Raw genomic sequence first — 19,948 nt, forward strand, 5'->3', positions numbered from 1 at the left:
GCAAAAGGCATCACCACAATTACGCCCGGGCAGCCCGGCTCACTTCATTAGCAACGCGCTCTGTAGCATCCGGAATGGAAGCGGCGCGCGCACGTTCTGCCATGGTTAATAAGGTTTCTCGCGACCACCCGGAAAGGGTGTTAGCGACGGCATCCACAGTAAACTGCGGCTGCTCAAGAATTTTGGCGGCGCCCGCTTTCTCCAGCGGCAGCGCATTCCAGTACTGCTGTCGGTCTTTATGCTGAAAAGGCACAAACAGCGCAGGTAAACCCGCAGCGGCAATTTCGCTTACCGTCAGCGCGCCGGAGCGACAAACTACGACATCCGCCCACGCGTAGGCGGCTGCCATATCATCAATAAACTCAGTGACCTTGTGCTGCGGTTGTCCCGCGTCGGCATACGCCTGTTCAACGGTTTGCTGCGCGCCTTTGCCACTCTGATGCCAGATAGTCACCGCGTCACCAAGCTTTGCGGCAACCTGCGGCATCGTCTGGTTCAATACGCGTGCGCCCTGAGATCCCCCGACGACCAGCACGCGAACCGGGCCTTCACGCCCCGCCAGACGCGCTTCGGGCAACGGCAGCGCCAGAACGTCGGTGCGTACTGGGTTACCCACCACTTCCGCATTCGGGAAAGCGCCAGGAAAAGCCTGCATCACCTTCGTTGCAATCTTCGCCAGCCACTTGTTAGTTAATCCCGCAATGCCGTTCTGCTCATGCAGTACAACCGGAATGCCTAATGACCAGGCAGCCAGACCGCCAGGGCCGGACACGTAACCGCCCATCCCCAGCACCACATCAGGCTTAAACTGCTTCATGATGGCGCGCGCCTGACGCCAGGCATTAAAAATACGCACGGGGGCGGCAAGCAGCGCGTTGACACCTTTGCCACGCAAACCGGAGATGCGAATAAAGTCAATTTCAATGCCATGCTTCGGCACTAAGTCCGCTTCCATACGATCGGCGGTGCCCAGCCAACGAACCTGCCAGCCCTGGGCCATTAAATGATGCGCGACCGCCAGCCCCGGGAACACATGCCCGCCGGTACCGCCTGCCATCACCATTAACCGCTTCGGTTGACCACTCATCGTGCACCTCGTGTAAACGCCTGGGCTTTTTCCAGACGCGTTTCATAATCAATACGTAACAAAAACATGATGGCCGTCGACATAATCAACAAACTGGAACCACCATAACTGATCAGCGGTAACGTCAGACCTTTTGTTGGCAGCATACCTGCTGCCGCGCCGACGTTTACCAGGGCCTGGAAGCTAAACCAAATCCCGATGGAGCAGGCTAGAAAGCCTGAAAAACGGTGGTCAATTTCCAGTGCTTTGCGACCGATCGACATCGCGCGAAAAGCGACGAAGAATACCATTAAAAGCGCCAATACCACACCGATATAACCCAGCTCTTCCCCAATGATGGCGAAGATGAAGTCGGTGTGCGCTTCCGGTAAATACTCCAGTTTTTGCACTGAATTACCTAACCCCTGACCCCAAACCTCACCGCGACCAAAAGCCATCAGCGATTGCGTTAACTGATAGCCGCTGCCAAACGGATCTTCCCATGGGTTCCAGAAAGAGGTTACGCGGCGAATACGATACGGTTCGGCAAGGATCAGCAGCACCACCGCCGAAATCCCCATGCCGATAATGGCAATGAACTGCCACAGTTTCGCACCAGCGAGAAACAGCATCGCCAGCGTCGTGACAAACAGTACCACTACCGTACCAAGGTCAGGCTGCGCCAGCAGTAAGACTGCCAGCACCAGAATCACACCCATCGGTTTTAAGAAGCCGCGCAGGTTATTACGCACTTCATCGACTTTACGCACCAGGTAGTTAGCGAGATAACAGAACAGCGACAGCTTGGTGAATTCCGCAGGCTGAATACGCAGTGGACCCAGCGCGATCCAGCGCGATGCCCCGTTAACGGAGCTCCCCACCACCAGCACGATCAACAACATGATGATCGAGGCGATCAGCATCGTCGTGCTGTACTTTTGCCAGAACTCCATCGGCAGACGCAGCGTCACCATCGCCAGACAGAACGCGAGGAAGATATACAGCGCGTCACGCTTAGCAAACAGGAAAGGATCGCCTGCCAGGCGTTGCCCTACGGGCATCGATGCCGATGTCACCATCACAAAACCGATCGCTGCCAGACCAAAAGTCAGCCACAGCAGCATGCGGTCATACATGATCAAGCTGTCCGCGTCTTTATCACGCGAAGCCATCACCCAGCCTTTAAGTGCCGCGAAGATCCACGCCAGGACACCCAGTCCCGGTACGCGCGGCATTTTCAGACGAGGGAGAGAGAAGCGCATCAACCCAACTCCTTCGCTAAACGGGTAAAGACGTCACCGCGTTGCTCAAAGTTCTTGAACTGGTCAAGGCTGGCGCAGGCTGGCGACAGCAACACCATATCACCCGGCCTCACACGCGGTGCGAGCAGACGCATTGCCTGCTCCATGGTTTCAGTGTGTTCCGCAACCTCAGGACGCAGAGCGGCAAGCTGTGCGCCATCGCGACCAAAGCAGTACAGACGAATGTTATCGCCAGTCAGGTAGCGTTGCAGCGGCATAAAGTCGGCGGATTTCCCATCGCCGCCCAGCAGCAGGTGCAACGTACCGTCAACGTGCAGACCATTCAGTGCCGCTTCGGTGCTGCCAACGTTGGTGGCTTTTGAATCGTTGATCCAACGCACACCGTTATGATTCAGTACCAACTGGAAACGATGCGCCAGACCGGTAAAGGTAGTCAGCGCTTTCAGGCTGGATGCCCGCGGCAGACCCGCAGCATCCGCCAGCGCCAGCGCCGCCAGGGCGTTGGTATAGTTATGCTGGCCGGTAAGCGTCATCTCTTTCACGTTCAGGACTTTTTCACCCTTCACCCGCAGCCAGGTTTCACCCTGCTGACGATTGAGATGATAGTCACCCATGTTGATGCCAAAGCTCACGCAGCGCTCATCCGCCCCGCGAATCGGCATGGTCAGCGCATCATCGGCATTAACCACGCACACTTTCGCATTCTCATAGACGCGCAGTTTGGCCGCACGGTACTGCTGCAAGCCAAACGGATACCTGTCCATATGATCTTCGGTGACGTTCAAAATGGTGGCGGCTACGGCCTGTAAGCTGGAGGTTGTCTCCAGCTGGAAGCTCGACAGCTCCAGTACATACAGCTCACGTTCGTCATCCAGCAGCATCAGCGCGGGCAGGCCGATATTTCCGCCAACACCCACGTTCACACCAGCCGCTTTCGCCATTTCTCCCACCAACGTGGTGACGGTGCTTTTCCCGTTGGAACCGGTGATCGCGACGATCGGCGCCTGCGCTTCACGACAGAACAGCTCGATGTCACCGACAATTTCGATCCCTGCATCAGCAGCGGCGCTCAGAGAAGGATGCGCCAGGGCAATACCAGGGCTGGCGACGATGAGATCGGCGGCCAGCAGCCAATCATCATTCAGGCTGCCAACATGACGCTCAACCGCTTCCGGCAATTTATCCAGGCCAGGTGGCGTTGCGCGGGTATCCATCACACGCGGCGTCACGCCACGCGCCAGAAAGAAATCCACGCAGGACAGTCCGGTCAATCCCAGACCGATAATGACGACTTTTTTACCCTGGTAATCAGCCATGATTAACGTACCTTCAGCGTTGCCAGGCCAATCAGCACCAGCATCAGCGAAATAATCCAGAAGCGCACAATTACGCGCGGTTCCGGCCAGCCTTTCAGTTCATAGTGATGGTGAATCGGCGCCATACGGAAGATACGCTGTCCGCGCAGCTTAAAGGAGCCAACCTGCAGAATGACCGACAGCGTTTCCACAACAAATACGCCGCCCATGATTACCAGCAGGAATTCCTGACGCAGCAGCACGGCAATAATGCCCAGCGCGCCGCCCAGCGCCAGCGAACCGACGTCGCCCATAAAGACCTGCGCCGGATAGGTGTTAAACCACAGGAAGCCTAACCCCGCACCGACAATCGCCGTACAGACGATCACCAGTTCGCCGGCATGGCGTAAATAGGGAATGTGCAGGTAGTTGGCAAAGTTCATGTTACCGGTCGCCCACGCCACCAGCGCAAAACCTGCGGCCACGAACACGGTCGGCATAATCGCCAGACCATCCAGGCCATCGGTGAGGTTTACCGCATTGCCAGTACCCACAATCACGAAGTACGCCAGCAGCACGTAGAACAGCCCCAACTGCGGCATGACATCTTTAAAGAACGGCACCACCAGCTCGGTAGCCGGGGTATCTTTACCGGCGAGGTACAGCGCAAAGGCTACACCCAGCGCAATCACCGACATCCAGAAGTACTTCCAGCGGGCAATCAACCCCTTAGTATCTTTGCGCACCACTTTGCGGTAGTCATCGACAAAACCGATAATGCCGTAGCCAATCAATACCACCAGCACGCACCATACGTACGGGTTCGACGGATATGCCCACAACAGAACGGAGATAACAATCGCGGTGAGGATCATGATCCCGCCCATGGTTGGCGTACCACGTTTACTAAAGTGCGATTCAGGACCGTCGTTACGTACGACCTGTCCAAAGGACATTTTTTGCAAGCGGGCAATCATGCGCGGGCCCATCCACAAAGAGATGAACAGCGCGGTCAGCAGGCTGACGATGGCGCGAAACGTCAGATAGGAAAAGACGTTAAAGCCGGAATAATATTTGACCAAATGTTCGGCCAGCCAAACTAACATGTCCCATTCTCCTGTAATGCGCGTACTACCTCTTCCATGGCGGCACTACGTGAACCCTTCACTAAAATCGTCATGACCTGATGTTCTGCAATCAATGCTTTAAGATGCGCGGCCAGCGCGCTTTTATCCGCAAAATGTTCGCCAACGCCGCTGGCGTCGCTAATTGCCTGACTCAGTTTTCCTGTACTCAGTACACGGTCGATACCTGCTGCTTTCGCAGCAACACCTACCTGTACATGGCATGCTTCACTTTCTGCGCCAAGCTCTGCCATATCGCCAACGACCAGAACGCGATAGCCCGGCATTTCAGACAGCACCTGCACCGCTGCGGTCATCGAACCGACGTTCGCGTTATAGGAGTCGTCCAGCAGCAGCTGATTTTCTGCGAGTTGAATCGGGAACAGACGTCCCGGTACCGCTTGCAGATCCTTCAAACCCGCTTTGATCGCCTCGTGCGTCGCGCCTACCGCCATAGAAAGCGCCGCCGCCGCAAGGGCGTTAGCGATATTGTGGCGACCCGGCAACGGCAGCAGGACATCAATGCTTCCGGTCGGCGTTTGCAGAGAAAATTCTGTGCCATGCGAGGTCACATGAACGTTGGTAGCAGAAAAGTCGCTGTTGGCCGCATTAGGGGAGAAGCGCCAGACTTTGCGATCGCCGATGATGCTTTGCCAGTTCAACCAGTCGTTGTTGTCGGCATTCATAATGGCGATACCATTCGCAGACAGGCCGGTAAAAATCTCACCTTTTGCCTTCGCAACGCCCGCCAGAGAGCCAAAACCTTCCAGGTGCGCGGCGGCCAGATTGTTCACCAGCGCCGCTTCCGGACGCGTCAGGCCGACGGTCCAGGCGATTTCGCCCTGATGGTTGGCGCCGAGCTCAATCACGGCATAGTCGTAATCGTTAGTTAAGCGCAGCAGCGTCATCGGTACGCCGATGTCGTTATTCAGATTGCCCGCGGTATATAGGGTGTTACCACACTGGCTCAGAATGGCAGCCGTCATCTCTTTGACGGACGTTTTACCGGATGAGCCGGTCAGCGCGACAACGCGCGCCGGAACCTGAGCGCGAACCCACGCCGCCAGTTCACCAAACGCCAGACGCGTATCTTTAACAATCAGCTGCGGCAGGTTGGTGTCCAACGGGCGGCTGACCAGCAGCGCACCCGCCCCGCTCTCTTGCGCTTTGTCTGCAAAATCATGGGCATCAAAACGTTCGCCTTTCAGCGCCACAAACAGGCAGCCCGGCGTCACTTTACGCGTATCGGTTGTTACGGCATCAAGGGTCAGATCGGCCCCTTTCAGTTCGCCACGGAGGATCTCCGCCAGTTGGCTGAGCGTTACGCTAATCATGCGATAACCCCCAGCAGACGCGCTGCGGTCACGCGGTCAGAATAGTCGAGACGCTGCGAGCCGACGATCTGGTAATCTTCGTGACCTTTCCCGGCCACCAGCACCACGTCGTTTTCTTTCGCCTGCATAATGGCGTTTGTCACGGCTTCTGCGCGCCCTTCCATCACCTTCGCCTGTCCGGCATCCAGCATACCCGCCAGAATGTCGTTAATAATGGCGCGCGGCTCTTCGGTACGCGGGTTGTCATCAGTCACCACGACAACATCTGCAAACTGCTCGGCGATTGCGCCCATCAACGGACGTTTGCCTTTATCGCGATCGCCGCCGCAGCCAAAGACGCACCACAGTTTGCCAGTACAGTGCAGACGTGCCGCCTGCAGCGCTTTTTCCAGCGCATCTGGCGTATGAGCGTAATCAACCACCACGGTGGTTTTACCCGGCGAGCTGAACACTTCCATACGTCCGCAAACCGGCTGCAATTGTGTCGCCGTTTTCAGTAAATCAGCTAACGGATAGCCCAGTGCCAACAGCGTTGCCAGCGCCAGCAAAAGATTGCTGACGTTAAACGCCCCCATCAGGCGGCTTTCAATTTCGCCGTCGCCCCATGAGGAGGTAAAACGAATCGTTGCCCCACTGTCGTGATACTTCACGTCAACCGCTTTTAACCAACGACCATGACAGTTCGGGTTGATGTGGTCTTCCATCGAAACGGCAACCGCATCCGGGAGTTTCGCCAGCCAGCGACGACCGACTTCATCATCCGCATTGACGATGGCCTGACCGCAATGGTGCGTGGAATACAGCAGCCATTTCGCGGCTTCGTAATGTTCCATGTCGCCGTGGTAGTCGAGATGGTCACGGCTTAAGTTAGTAAATACTGATGCGGCAAACTTCAGCGCCGCCACGCGATGCTGAACCAGGCCGTGTGAAGAGACTTCCATCGCGCCAACCGTTGCGCCCTGCGCAGCCAGCCCCGCCAGCACATGCTGGACATCAACGGCTGAACCGGTGGTATTTTCCGTCGGGATCACTTTGCCCAGCAGGCCATTACCTACTGTTCCCATTACCGCGCTGGTTTCGCCAAGCAGTTGGCTCCACTGGGCCAGCAATTGGGTGGTGGTGGTTTTACCGTTAGTCCCGGTTACACCGACCAGACGCATTTTCTCAGAAGGCTCGTGGTAAAAACGGCCCGCCAGTGCAGATAAACGTTCGTTAAGCTGACTGAGATAGATGACCGGAACGCCATGCATTTCACGGATTTCACCATCAGTAGCTTCATCTTTTGCTTCTGCAATAATGGCAGCCACACCTTGCGCTATCGCCTGCGGGATATACCGACGCCCGTCCGCCTGATGACCCAATACTGCGACAAACAGATCGCCTGATGCAGCCACACGGCTGTCAAGCGTCATCTCCCGCAGTGCTCGCTCCGGTGCACCCGGCACCCATGGAGCAAGAAGGTCGCGCAAATTACGATCTGCCACCTGTTGCCTCGCCTTGATTATTCACAAATTCATTTTTATCGCCCGTTGTCAGCGCATCCGGCTCGATGTTCATGGTGCGCAGTACGCCGCCCATGATGGCACCAAAGACCGGCGCGGAAACGGCGCCACCGTAGTATTTACCCGCCTGCGGATCGTTGATAACAACAACCAGCGCGAAGCGCGGCTGACTCGCAGGCGCAACGCCTGCGGTATAAGCAATGTATTTGTTGATGTAGCGGCCATCCGGCCCTACTTTTTTCGCTGTACCGGTTTTAATAGCGATGCGATAGCCTTTAATGGCCGCCTTCACGCCGCCGCCGCCCGGCAGCGCCACGCTTTCCATCATGTGCACCACGGTACGCACGGTATCTTCCGGGAAGATACGCTCACCCGGAACAGGAGGGTCAACTTTGGTAATCGACAGTGGACGATAAACGCCGTAGCTGCCGATCGTTGCATAGACTCGCGCTAACTGTAACGGCGTTACCATTAGCCCGTAGCCGAAAGAGAAGGTGGCCCTCTCTATGTCAGACCACCGTTGTTTTTGAGGATATAAGCCACTGCGTTCTCCGACCAACCCCAAATTGGTCGCTTTTCCCAGCCCAAAACGTGAGTAAGTATCTACTAACGCTGAGGACGGCATCGCTAACGCCAGCTTGGAAACACCGACGTTACTCGACTTCTGCAAAACCCCGGTGAGGGTTAATTCGCTATAACGCGCCACGTCTTTGATTTCGTGACCATTAATTCGGTAAGGGATAGTATTGAGGACGGTATTTTCGCGAACCACGCCACGCTGCAGCGCGGTCATCACCACCATCGGTTTAACGGTAGAACCCGGTTCAAACACGTCGGTGATGGTACGGTTACGCATCGCGTCTTTTGGCGTACCGGTGAGATTGTTCGGGTTGTAGGACGGACTGTTGGCCATGGCCAGCACTTCACCGGTGTTTACATCCACCAGTACCGCACTGCCTGACTCCGCCTTGTTGAACGCCACGGCGTTATTCAGTTCACGGTAGACCAGTGCCTGTAAACGCTCATCAATGCTCAACGCGAGGTTATGCGCCGCCTGGCTGTCGGTAGAGGAGATATCTTCAATGACGCGGCCATAACGGTCTTTACGTACAATACGTTCGCCCGGTTGTCCGGTGAGCCACTTGTCGAAGCTCTTCTCTACGCCTTCAATCCCCTGGCTGTCGACGTTAGTAAAGCCGATGAGGTGAGCAGTCACTTCTCCGGAAGGATAGTAACGGCGGGATTCTTCGCGCAGGTGGATACCTGGCAGCTTCAGTTTCTTGATGTAGTCGGCCATGTCAGGGTTTACCTGACGCGCCAGATAGATGAAGCGCCCTTTCGGGTTGGCGTTAATGCGGGAAGCCAGTTGATCGAGCGGGAGATTCAGCGCGGTTGACAGCGCTCTCCAGCGTTCGCCAACGCTCACGCCGCCTGCATCATGTACTTCTTTCGGGTCGGCCCATATCGCTTTAACCGGAACGCTCACCGCCAGCGGGCGACCAGAGCGGTCGGTAATCATTCCGCGTGATGTAGACACTTCCTGGACGCGTAGAGAGCGCATATCACCCTGACGCACCAGCATGTCCGGCGCGATGATTTGCAGCCAGGCAACGCGCCCCAGCAGAAAACCCAGTGCCAGCAAAATACAGCCGCACAGTAACGCAAAACGCCAACTGATAAAGTTGGCTTGTTCTTCCTGGCGTTTTGGTTTGTGCGTTTTTGCCGCTGCTTTCATGCGTCGCGTTTATCCTTATTTTTGTACTACGATATTTTCTTGTGAGGGATCGACATGCTGCATTTGCAGCTTTTCCGTTGCGATCCGTTCAACACGGCTATGGTCGCCGAGCGCGTTCTCCTCAAGGATCAAGTTGCGCCATTCGATATCCAGCGCATCTCGCTCCAGAACCAGCTGCTCACGCTGCGCAGTCAGTAACCGCGTATGGTGTGCTGTTGTCACGACGGTAACCGCCGTCAAAATAATGCAAATGAACAGGCAGAGTGGCAGCTTCCCAAACCGCAAAAGATCGTCACCGATCACGCCAGGCAAGGCATGGCGCTCGTTGCTTCCTATCGATCCTTTAACTTTGCTGAGGGCTTCTGTCACTCTGCTGATCATGCGTTCGTCCTCTCTGCAATACGCAGAACTGAACTACGGGCACGAGGATTCTCAGCTACCTCTTCTTCACCCGGCATCATCTTGCCTAGTGCTCTTAACTCACGGCCGCCCAGCTTTTTGATCTGCGCTTCGGTCATCGGTATTCCAGCCGGTACCTGAGGACCACGGCTTTGTTCACGCATAAAGCGTTTCACAATGCGGTCTTCAAGCGAATGGAAACTGATGATCGAAAGGCGACCACCTGGAGCCAGCACGCTGAGCGAGCTTTTTAGCGCCTGCTCTATCTCCTCCAGTTCACTGTTCACCCAAATGCGCACCGCCTGGAAGGTACGGGTCGCGGGATGTTTGAATTTGTCCTTCACCGGCATTGCCGCTGCAATAACTTCCGCCAGCTCTTTGGTGCGGGTCATCGGTTCGATGCGGTTGCGCTCCACGATGGCGCGCGCAATGCGTTTGCCAAAGCGCTCTTCGCCAAAGGTTTTAATCACCCAGGCAATGTCTGCTTCATCGGCGGTTTGCAGCCATTCGGCCGCTGACTGACCGCGTGTTGGGTCCATACGCATATCTAACGGACCGTCACGCATAAACGAGAAACCGCGCTCTGCGTCATCGAGCTGCGGTGAAGAAACGCCGAGATCGAGAAGAATCCCGTCGATCTTACCGGTCAGTCCACGCTCGGCGACATAGTCAGCCAGCGCAGAGAAAGGTCCATGTACGATGGAGAAACGAGGATCGGTAATCGTTTTTGCAACGGCAATAGCCTGCGGATCGCGATCGATTGCCAGTAAACGTCCCTCTTCGCCAAGCTGGGAGAGGATCAGACGTGAGTGACCACCGCGACCAAATGTCCCGTCAATGTAGATGCCGTCTGGACGAATATTCAGGCCGTTTACGGCTTCATCCAGCAACACCGTTGTATGTTTATAATTTTCCGTCATTTTATAGAGACAAATCCTGCAATCGTTCCGACAACGCGCCAGTAACAGACTGCTCAGCGTCGATATCTTCCTTGACCTGTTGATACCAGGTCGTTTCATCCCACAGCTCAAACTTATTGAACTGCCCAACCAGCATCACTTCTTTCGTTAGCCCTGCGTGTTGCCGCAGAATGGGTGCTATCAGTAATCGACCAGCGTTATCCATCTGACATTCGCTGGCATGACCCAACAATAAGCGCTGTACGCGACGCTCAACTGGATTCATGCTCGACAGACGCGATAGCTTCTGCTCGATTATTTCCCATTCAGGCAGGGGGTACAGCAGCAGGCACGGGTGATGGATGTCAATGGTGCAAACCATTTGACCGGTAGCGCTCTCAAGCAGTTGATCCCGATAACGGGTAGGCACGGATAAGCGCCCTTTACTGTCGAGATTAACTAACGTTGCTCCCCGGAACATGCCAGTCTCACCCCCAATTACCACTTTATCCCACAAATTCCCACTTAAAGGAGTTTACGGAGCGGAGGAAAACCTTGTCAAGCAAGTCGCGGCGCTTAGCGGAGCAAAAAACCCATTGTTTACGGCTAATATCAGCGTTGAACAAATTCCGTACAGCAAACGAAGCAAATTAACGTCATGAATATTTGTAAGAAAAAAATCCAACAACTCATCATTGTTTAAAACAACTGAATATCATCCAAAGAAAATATAAAGTGTCAGTTTGCGACGCGAGCGGCATTTTAGGACAATATGCAGCGAGTTAACAGTACCAGTTAATCGGTCTGTACGCCGCGCAGAGCCGAGGAAAGCACCAGACGGCCGCAATACGAGAGCAAAGTGTTTGTTAATTCGGCAAATCCATACATGCATGTAACAAAATAATACAAGCGTAACGCGTCGTTACGTATCAATAACCCAAAAATGGATAGTTGCATTTTTAATTCGGGGTATTTCAAGAATGAATTTCAGATAATTCTAAAGAATATTCTTAAATATAATGCGGTTATTTCTGAGAATAGAAAAATTGAAGACGTCAGAGGCTTATCCCGCCGACGTCATCAATTGAGGAAACTTAGTTACGGCTGAGAATACCGCGACGGTACAGATTACGCCGTATACGCGTTAAACCTGGTTTTGGTTTACGCGGTTCGTCCAGACTTGCCAGTACAATCTCCAGCACGCGTTCTGCGACATCGCGATGGCGCTGTGCCACTGCCAGTACCGGGCACTGCAGGAAGTCGAGCAGTTCGTGATCGCCAAAAGTCGCAATCGCTAAATCAGACGGCAGTTGCCCATCACGACGCAGGGTCACATCCATCACGCCCTGCAACAGGGCAAACGACGTGGTAAACAACGCCTGAGGCATTGGGTGCGTTTCCAGCCATTTATCAAACAGCTGCGCAGCCGCTTCCCGCTCATAGCTGTTGGCGTACAGGAAATGGACTTCACGCGGATCGTCCTTCCACGCGGTACGAAAACCCTGCTCGCGCAGGAAACTGACGGATAATTCAGGAAGCGCGCCCAGATAGAGGACGGTTTCAGCAGGGAATTTGCGTAACTCCTCTGCCAGCATTTCCGCATCATCCTGATCCGCACCCACAACGCTGGTAAAATGTTCGCGGTCCAGTGCACGGTCCAGCGCCACAATCGGGAATGAACTGTTTGCCCAGCGTTGGTAGAACGGATGCTCAGGCGGCAAAGAAGTCGACACAATAATGGCATCGACCTGGCGCTGTAAAAGATGCTCAATACAGCGCATTTCGTTATCCGGCTGATCTTCAGAGCAGGCAATCAACAGCTGATACCCACGCTGACGCGCCTGGCGTTCCAGATAGTTTGCGATCCGGGTATAGCTTGTGTTCTCAAGATCCGGGATCACCAGCCCGATAGAACGTGTGCGTCCAGCACGCAGCCCGGCCGCCACGGCATTCGGGTGGTAATTATGCTCACGCACCACCGCCATGACTTTTTCAACCGTTTTGTCGCTTACGCGATATTGCTTTGCTTTGCCATTAATAACGTAGCTTGCAGTCGTTCGCGAAACGCCGGCCAACCGAGCGATTTCATCCAGTTTCACAATTGCCCCTTGCGTAAAATGTACAAACCATAACCTTTTAGATGGCATGGGTTAAACTTCTTAACATCTAAGCGCAGAATAATGACTGCGGCAACCGCTTTTGTCTCTGGTTACTGCTGATTTCGCAAAAAAAGCGCAGCAGGTAGCATCAGCGAAAGCGGGTTCGTTACCTGCAGGCAGGATAAGGCGTTTATGCCGCTATCCGGCATGACCTCCACGATGAGGCCTGATAGCGCTTTGCTTACCAGGCCTACTGTTGACGATTAGCGCATAATTTTATCGCCACGGGAGAGTCCCACCACACCGGAACGAGCAACTTCCACAATTTTGGCGACTTCACGCAAGGTTGCCAGAAACGCATCCAGCTTGTCGCTGGTGCCCGCCAGTTGTACGGTGTAGATAGACGGCGTCACGTCGATGATTTGCCCGCGGAAAATCTCCGTATTGCGTTTCACCTCTTCCCGGCCATAACCACTGGCCTGGATTTTCACCAGCATGATTTCTCGTTCAACGTGGGCACCCTGCCCCAGCTCGCTAACGCGCAGAACATCCACCAGTTTGTGGAGCTGCTTTTCGATCTGCTCAAGGACTTTCTCATCCCCTACCGTCTGAATCGTCATCCGCGATAAGGTCGGGTCGTCGGTCGGCGCGACGGTCAGGCTTTCAATGTTGTAACCACGCTGGGCGAAGAGGCCAATCACCCGCGATAATGCACCCGACTCATTTTCCAGCAATACTGATAATATCCGGCGCATAATCAGGTCCTCTCCGTTTTGCTTAGCCACATTTCATCCATCCCGCCCCCACGAATCTGCATCGGGTAGACATGCTCACTGCCGTCGACGGTGACGTCGACAAACACCAGGCGATGATTACGCACATGCTCCAGCGCTTCACCCAGCTTGCTCTCCAGTTCATCTGGATGATTAATCTGGATACCGATATGCCCATAAGCCTCAGCAAGGCGCACAAAATCGGGCAGCGACTGCATGTAAGACTGGGAGTGACGCCCGGAGTAGATCATGTCCTGCCATTGTTTGACCATGCCGAGATAACGGTTGTTAAGGTTGAGCACCAGCACCGGCAGTTCATACTGCAGCGCCGTCGACAGCTCCTGGATATTCATCTGAATGCTGCCATCCCCGGTGACGCACACTACCGTTTCATCCGGCAATGCCATTTTCACCCCTAATGCCGCAGGTAAACCGAATCCCATCGTGCCGAGGCCGCCTGAGTTAATCCAGCGACGCGGTTTATCGAACGGATAATAAAGTGCGGCAAACATCTGATGCTGGCCAACGTCAGAGGTCACATACGCTTCCCCTTTCGTCAGACGCCAGATGGTTTCAATCACCGCCTGCGGCTTAATGCTTTCGCTTTGCGTGTCGTATTTCAGACACTGACGGGCGCGCCAGTGCTCAATCTGTTGCCACCAGTCACGGTTATCATCCAGTGGCTGCTGTGATTTCTCCTGCTCCAGCAGTTCGAGCATTTGATCCAGCACCAGACGGGCATCACCCACAATCGGAATATCCGCAGTAACGGTTTTAGAAATAGAGGTCGGATCGATGTCGATATGCAGCACGGTCGCATTCGGACAGTATTTTGCCAGGTTATTTGTCGTTCGATCGTCAAAGCGAACGCCGACAGCAAAGATCACATCGGAATGATGCATGGTCATATTCGCTTCGTATGTACCGTGCATCCCTAACATGCCCAGCGCCTGACGATGCGTGGCCGGAAACGCGCCCAACCCCATTAGCGAGGAGACAACCGGCAGATTCAGCGCTTCAGCAATCTGAGCTAACTGCTCATGGCAAGCAGCATTGACCGCGCCACCGCCCACATAGACAACCGGTTTCTTCGCCGCGACCAGCGTCTGTAGCGCCCGTTTGATCTGTCCTTTATGCCCCGTCGTCGTCGGATTATACGAGCGCATACTCACCGAGTCCGGCCAGCTATAAGGCAGTTTCTTCGCCGGATTCAGAATATCCTTCGGCAAATCCACCACCACCGGCCCAGGACGACCGCTTGCTGCCAGCCAGAAGGCTTTTTTCAGCACCTGTGGGATATCTTCCGTTTGTTTGACCAGGAAGCTGTGTTTTACCACCGGGCGGGATATACCTACCATGTCGCACTCCTGGAAGGCATCGTAGCCAATCAGCGACGTTGCGACCTGTCCGGAGAGGATCACCAGCGGAATGGAATCCATGTATGCCGTTGCGATTCCGGTAATCGCGTTGGTCGCCCCCGGTCCGGAGGTAACTAATACGACCCCCACTTCTCCCGTGGCACGCGCCAGGCCATCAGCCATATGTACCGCCGCTTGTTCATGGCGGACCAGCACATGATCAATACCACCGACCGTATGCAGCGCATCATAAATATCGAGGACGGCCCCCCCGGGATAACCGAATACCTGCTTCACACCCTGATCGATGAGCGATCGGACGACCATCTCGGCTCCAGACAACATCTCCATGGCTTGCCTCACTCTTATAATGAATTACGGTTTAACAACACATTAACCGCTGACGATGACGCATGGCAATTGACTCCGAAGGGGTGTCACTGGAGTAAATAAGAATAAAAAGGAGGAAAGACGCGAATAAACGGAGAATTAAACCAGCATAAGCAATCAGTATGATAAATAATCGCTTAAAAATGGGAACTTACAGCAATTACTCTATTTTTTGACAGACGTAAAAAATAGAGTTCAGCATAAAATTTCAGTTATAAAGAAAAAAGCAGAATAAACAGGATGTATTGTCCGGTTTACTCTGCCAAGTGCTACTGCTTACAAACGGAGACTAACAGCTCTTCCATCCATTGATGTCCTTTATCCCGGCCCGCGGCTTCATGCCAGGAAAGATAGCATGTGCGGCTGTTCAATTTTAACGGTAAAGGTAAGATCTGTAGTTCTAAAGAATCGGCAAATTCTTCTGCTAACCAACGCGGCGCAATAGAGACCAAATGCGTTTGCGACACAATATTAAGAACGCTAATTAATGCCATGCCCTGATAAGCTACGCAGGATTGTTTATCCGGTGTGTCATACCACGGTTGGCTGAATGATGCGAAGCGATCAAGTGACACCACCGCATGCTGTTCATTATAGACATCGCTTTCCAGTAACGGACCACTAATGCGCGGATGCTTTTTACTTGCGACTAACACCATTTCGTCATTGAATAACGGAATACTGGTAAATTCAGGACGACGGAATTCTTCATAGCTAATAACGAATTCTGTTTCCTGGTAACGTAATTGATGCTCTGTATTTTGATTGAGTGAAGATTTAAATACGACATGAATGTTTGGCGCTACTTGCTCAACCCGATTATAAATCAACGACGTCAGAATATTATCCAATGGGCTGCATACGCAAAGATTGAATACGCGCTCGCTGCTGGCTGGCTCAAAACCCGATCCAGGCAGTTCATTTTGCACTAATTGCAATGCCTGGCGAACAGAACCAAATAGCTGGAAAGCTCTTGCTGTCGGCTGGATACCGCGTCCATAACGAACAAAAAGCTCATCATTAAACATCACTTTCAGGCGCGCGACCGCATTACTGACAGCAGGTTGCGACATTCCTAAAGTATGCGCGGCACGGGTAATATTTTGTTCTTGCATCACCGCATCAAAGACGGTTAATAAATTAAGATCAACCATGCGAAGCTGTGGCTTCCCCATATCTATAATATTTGTTTTATCTATTATTTTTACTTCTGGCATATTTAACTCCACTGTCACTCTAAACTCCCTTTTCCCAGACGGAGTGAAGAAATAATCTCCGTTAATATGATTTACCATACATATAAGATGAGAAAAAGAAAAAACATTAAAATTAGGAAAACATAAAGGTACAAACCTAAATGAACAAAAGACCAATGCGAGCGCAGTGTGGCAGGTGTCACTGCACGGTGATTCATATGTTTAAATTTCAAAAACAATATAACCATAAGCATGGCGAATATACAATCATACGTATCGTGAATACGTATTTAAGTTTTAATTAAATGTTTATATTATTAATACATTAAAAGTTAACATTAATTTATCAATTATGTGGAGTCATACCGCACATAGCCATTCACGATTACTATAAAAACAGTCAAATCATAAAGATATGAAATCCCAAGAGCGACCTTTTCTTCAGTTCGCCGTTACAATAAATGCAAATAATTATGCTCAAATATGTCAAACCATGAAAAGTATGTACAACCATCAACTGATTAATTTTATGTACTCCGAAAAATTCAGCACAATTCGCTTAAGTTTTGCAGAAACTTCTCCCCTCAAGTAAGGCATTTGCAGGGGTGAGGGTTGACATCAGTCTTCATATCCAGTACCACTAAAAGCATATCGCATTCGCCTGGAGCTTAATTGATGACTTACATTGCTCGTTTTAACGGTCTACTACTACTAAACGCATCTTCATTGCGCGGTAGACTGGTGGACGACATTCAGCATTAAGTCAGCTCCAGTTAAGACAAAAACCCGCGCCGTTGCGCGGGTTTTTTTATGCTCGAAGCAAGGCGCCCTAAGAAACCAAGGACCTAAACCATGAGCCAGCAAGTCATTATTTTCGATACCACCTTACGCGATGGTGAACAGGCGTTACAGGCAAGCCTGAGTGTGAAAGAAAAACTGCAGATTGCGCTGGCCCTTGAGCGTATGGGCGTTGACGTGATGGAAGTAGGTTTCCCCGTTTCTTCACCGGGCGACTTTGAGTCAGTTCAGACCATTGCTCGTCAGGTTAAAAACAGCCGCGTTTGCGCCTTAGCACGCTGCGTAGAAAAAGATATCGACGTCGCAGCAGAATCGCTGAAAGTCGCTGAAGCTTTCCGTATTCATACGTTTATCGCCACCTCGCCGATGCACATCGCGACGAAATTACGCAGTACGCTGGATGAGGTCATTGAGCGCGCGGTCTACATGGTTAAGCGTGCGCGTAATTATACCGATGACGTGGAGTTCTCCTGCGAAGATGCAGGCCGTACCCCTATCGCCGATCTGGCTCGCGTGGTTGAAGCTGCCATTAACGCGGGTGCTAAAACCATTAACATCCCCGATACCGTCGGTTACACCATGCCTTTCGAATTTGGGGCAATCATTTCTGGCCTGTATGAACGCGTACCAAATATCGATAAAGCCATCATCTCCGTACACACCCATGATGATTTAGGTTTGGGCGTCGGCAACGCGCTGGCAGCCGTTCACGCCGGAGCGCGTCAGGTGGAAGGCGCGATGAACGGTATCGGCGAACGTGCCGGTAACTGCTCACTGGAAGAAGTGATCATGGCGATCAAGGTGCGTAAAGATATCCTGAATGTACAGACCCGCATCAATCACCAGGAGATCTGGCGTACCAGCCAGTTAGTCAGCCAAATCTGCAACATGCCCATTCCGGCAAACAAAGCCATTGTCGGCAGCGGTGCCTTTGCCCACTCCTCCGGCATCCATCAGGACGGCGTACTGAAAAACCGTGAAAACTACGAAATCATGACGCCTGAATCAATTGGTCTGAACCAGGTACAGCTGAACCTGACCTCCCGTTCCGGACGCGCCGCGGTGAAACACCGTATGGATGAGATGGGATATAAAGAAAATGAATACAGCCTGGACAACCTGTATGACGCATTCCTGAAACTGGCGGATAAAAAAGGTCAGGTATTTGATTACGACCTGGAAGCGCTGGCCTTCATTAATAAACAGCAGGAAGAACCAGAGCATTTCCGTCTGGATTACTTCAGCGTGCAGTCCGGCTCAAACGACATCGCCACCGCCTCCGTCAAGCTGGCCTGCGGTGACGAAGTCAAAGCCGAAGCGGCGAACGGTAACGGTCCGGTCGATGCTATTTATCAGGCCATCAACCGTGTAACTGAGTACAACATCGAACTGGTGAAATACAGCCTGACCGCCAAAGGGCACGGTAAAGATGCGCTGGGTCAGGTGGATATCGTTGCCAACTATAACGGTCGTCGTTTCCACGGCGTCGGTCTGGCGACAGATATCGTCGAATCTTCTGCTAAAGCGATGGTGCATGTGCTGAACAACATCTGGCGCGCCGAAGAAGTCGAAAAAGAATTGCAACGCAAAGCTCAGAACAACGAGAACAACAAGGAAACCGTGTGATGTCGAAGAATTATCATATTGCTGTTTTGCCGGGTGACGGTATTGGCCCGGAAGTAATGGCGCAAGCCCTGAAGGTACTGGACGCAATCCGCAACCGCTTTAATATGCGCATTACCACCAGCCACTACGACGTGGGTGGTGCCGCTATCGATAACCACGGTCAGCCGCTGCCACCTGCAACGGTTGAAGGCTGTGAACAAGCTGACGCCATTCTGTTTGGCTCCGTTGGCGGCCCGAAATGGGAAAACCTGCCGCCAAACCAGCAGCCAGAGCGTGGCGCACTGCTGCCATTGCGTAAGCACTTCAAATTATTCAGCAACCTGCGCCCGGCTAAGCTCTACCAGGGGCTGGAAGCGTTTTGCCCTCTGCGCGCAGATATTGCCGCGAACGGTTTCGACATCCTGTGCGTACGCGAACTGACTGGCGGGATTTACTTCGGTCAACCAAAAGGCCGCGAAGGCAGCGGACAACATGAAAAAGCTTTTGATACCGAGGTTTATCACCGTTTCGAGATCGAACGTATTGCGCGTATCGCGTTTGAATCCGCTCGCAAACGTCGCCGTAAAGTTACGTCGATTGATAAAGCTAACGTACTGCAAACGTCTATTCTGTGGCGCGAAATTGTCAATGAAATTGCTAATGAATACCCGGACGTTGAGCTGGCGCATATGTACATCGACAACGCGACTATGCAATTAATTAAAGATCCATCCCAGTTCGACGTGTTGCTGTGCTCTAACCTGTTTGGTGACATTCTGTCTGATGAGTGCGCCATGATCACCGGTTCAATGGGCATGTTACCGTCCGCCAGCCTGAATGAGCAGGGCTTCGGTTTGTACGAGCCTGCTGGCGGCTCCGCTCCGGACATCGCAGGGAAAAACATTGCCAACCCTATCGCCCAGATCCTGTCGCTGGCGCTGCTGCTGCGCTACAGCCTGGATGCCAATGATGCGGCAACCGCAATTGAGAGCGCCATCAACCGCGCATTAGAAGAAGGCATTCGCACCGGTGACTTAGCCCGTGGCGCTGCCGCAGTCAGTACCGATGAAATGGGCGACATCATTGCCCGTTACGTCGCAGAAGGGGTGTAAT

Annotated in this window: 17 protein-coding genes; 3 read left to right on the plus strand and 14 right to left on the minus strand. The window is 52.9% G+C overall.

The window, feature by feature from the left end:
- Positions 1–19: 19 nt before the first annotated feature.
- The 14 genes from murG to leuO all read right to left on the minus strand — a co-directional run bounded on the left by murG (position 20) and on the right by leuO (position 16,453).
- Entirely contained in the window at positions 20–1,087 is a 1,068-nt protein-coding gene (gene murG / locus OGY04_RS17225) for an undecaprenyldiphospho-muramoylpentapeptide beta-N-acetylglucosaminyltransferase (RefSeq protein ID WP_003829528.1), read from the minus strand.
- Positions 1,084–2,328, minus strand: a complete 1,245-nt coding sequence (gene ftsW / locus OGY04_RS17230; protein WP_003829529.1) for a cell division protein FtsW — start codon at positions 2,326–2,328, stop codon at positions 1,084–1,086. The genes murG and ftsW overlap by 4 nt, the downstream gene beginning before the upstream one ends.
- Positions 2,328–3,644, minus strand: a complete 1,317-nt coding sequence (gene murD / locus OGY04_RS17235; RefSeq protein WP_191215163.1) for a UDP-N-acetylmuramoyl-L-alanine--D-glutamate ligase — start codon at positions 3,642–3,644, stop codon at positions 2,328–2,330. The genes ftsW and murD overlap by 1 nt, the downstream gene beginning before the upstream one ends.
- Positions 3,645–3,646: 2 nt before the next feature.
- Positions 3,647–4,729, minus strand: a complete 1,083-nt coding sequence (mraY, locus tag OGY04_RS17240) for a phospho-N-acetylmuramoyl-pentapeptide-transferase (protein ID WP_003018774.1) — start codon at positions 4,727–4,729, stop codon at positions 3,647–3,649.
- On the minus strand, positions 4,723–6,081 hold the full coding sequence (gene murF, locus OGY04_RS17245; protein ID WP_286585715.1) for a UDP-N-acetylmuramoyl-tripeptide--D-alanyl-D-alanine ligase: 1,359 nt from the start codon (positions 6,079–6,081) through the stop codon (positions 4,723–4,725). Before murF ends, mraY begins: the two co-directional genes overlap by 7 nt.
- The gene (gene murE / locus OGY04_RS17250; protein ID WP_286585716.1) at positions 6,078–7,565 is read right to left on the minus strand and encodes a UDP-N-acetylmuramoyl-L-alanyl-D-glutamate--2,6-diaminopimelate ligase; all 1,488 of its coding nucleotides are present in this window, start codon (positions 7,563–7,565) and stop codon (positions 6,078–6,080) included. Before murE ends, murF begins: the two co-directional genes overlap by 4 nt.
- Positions 7,552–9,318 carry a peptidoglycan glycosyltransferase FtsI gene (ftsI, locus tag OGY04_RS17255; RefSeq protein ID WP_003829538.1) on the minus strand — a complete coding sequence of 589 codons (1,767 nt, stop codon included), beginning with the start codon at positions 9,316–9,318 and terminating at the stop codon, positions 7,552–7,554. The genes murE and ftsI overlap by 14 nt, the downstream gene beginning before the upstream one ends.
- 15 nt (positions 9,319–9,333) lie before the next feature.
- On the minus strand, positions 9,334–9,699 hold the full coding sequence (gene ftsL / locus OGY04_RS17260) for a cell division protein FtsL (protein ID WP_000625651.1): 366 nt from the start codon (positions 9,697–9,699) through the stop codon (positions 9,334–9,336).
- Positions 9,696–10,637: a 16S rRNA (cytosine(1402)-N(4))-methyltransferase RsmH gene (rsmH, locus tag OGY04_RS17265; RefSeq protein ID WP_003018789.1), complete on the minus strand. Its 942-nt coding sequence runs from the start codon at positions 10,635–10,637 to the stop codon at positions 9,696–9,698. The genes ftsL and rsmH overlap by 4 nt, the downstream gene beginning before the upstream one ends.
- Before the next feature lies 1 nt (position 10,638).
- On the minus strand, positions 10,639–11,097 hold the full coding sequence (gene mraZ, locus OGY04_RS17270; RefSeq protein ID WP_003018792.1) for a division/cell wall cluster transcriptional repressor MraZ: 459 nt from the start codon (positions 11,095–11,097) through the stop codon (positions 10,639–10,641).
- Between the two features lie 613 nt (positions 11,098–11,710).
- On the minus strand, positions 11,711–12,715 hold the full coding sequence (gene cra / locus OGY04_RS17275; protein ID WP_003018794.1) for a catabolite repressor/activator: 1,005 nt from the start codon (positions 12,713–12,715) through the stop codon (positions 11,711–11,713).
- A 263-nt stretch (positions 12,716–12,978) separates the two neighbouring features.
- Positions 12,979–13,470 (minus strand): acetolactate synthase small subunit, encoded by a 492-nt coding sequence (gene ilvN, locus OGY04_RS17280; RefSeq protein ID WP_003829566.1) that lies wholly within the window; start codon positions 13,468–13,470, stop codon positions 12,979–12,981.
- A gap of 2 nt (positions 13,471–13,472) precedes the next feature.
- On the minus strand, positions 13,473–15,197 hold the full coding sequence (gene ilvI / locus OGY04_RS17285; RefSeq protein WP_020996230.1) for an acetolactate synthase 3 large subunit: 1,725 nt from the start codon (positions 15,195–15,197) through the stop codon (positions 13,473–13,475).
- A gap of 308 nt (positions 15,198–15,505) precedes the next feature.
- On the minus strand, positions 15,506–16,453 hold the full coding sequence (leuO, locus tag OGY04_RS17290; protein ID WP_020996231.1) for a transcriptional regulator LeuO: 948 nt from the start codon (positions 16,451–16,453) through the stop codon (positions 15,506–15,508).
- Positions 16,454–17,107: 654 nt separating this feature from the next.
- Here leuO and leuL point away from each other — a divergent pair.
- The 3 genes from leuL to leuB all read left to right on the plus strand — a co-directional run bounded on the left by leuL (position 17,108) and on the right by leuB (position 19,947).
- Entirely contained in the window at positions 17,108–17,194 is an 87-nt protein-coding gene (gene leuL, locus OGY04_RS17295) for a leu operon leader peptide (protein ID WP_048998978.1), read from the plus strand.
- Positions 17,195–17,284: 90 nt separating this feature from the next.
- Positions 17,285–18,856, plus strand: a complete 1,572-nt coding sequence (gene leuA / locus OGY04_RS17300; protein ID WP_008786191.1) for a 2-isopropylmalate synthase — start codon at positions 17,285–17,287, stop codon at positions 18,854–18,856.
- Positions 18,856–19,947, plus strand: coding sequence for a 3-isopropylmalate dehydrogenase (leuB, locus tag OGY04_RS17305; RefSeq protein WP_003829570.1), 1,092 nt, complete (start codon positions 18,856–18,858; stop codon positions 19,945–19,947). The genes leuA and leuB overlap by 1 nt, the downstream gene beginning before the upstream one ends.
- Position 19,948: the final 1 nt, after the last annotated feature.

Origin of the sequence: Citrobacter sp. Cpo091, from assembly GCF_030332645.1 — a bacterium.
Classification (GTDB): domain Bacteria; phylum Pseudomonadota; class Gammaproteobacteria; order Enterobacterales; family Enterobacteriaceae; genus Citrobacter; species Citrobacter portucalensis.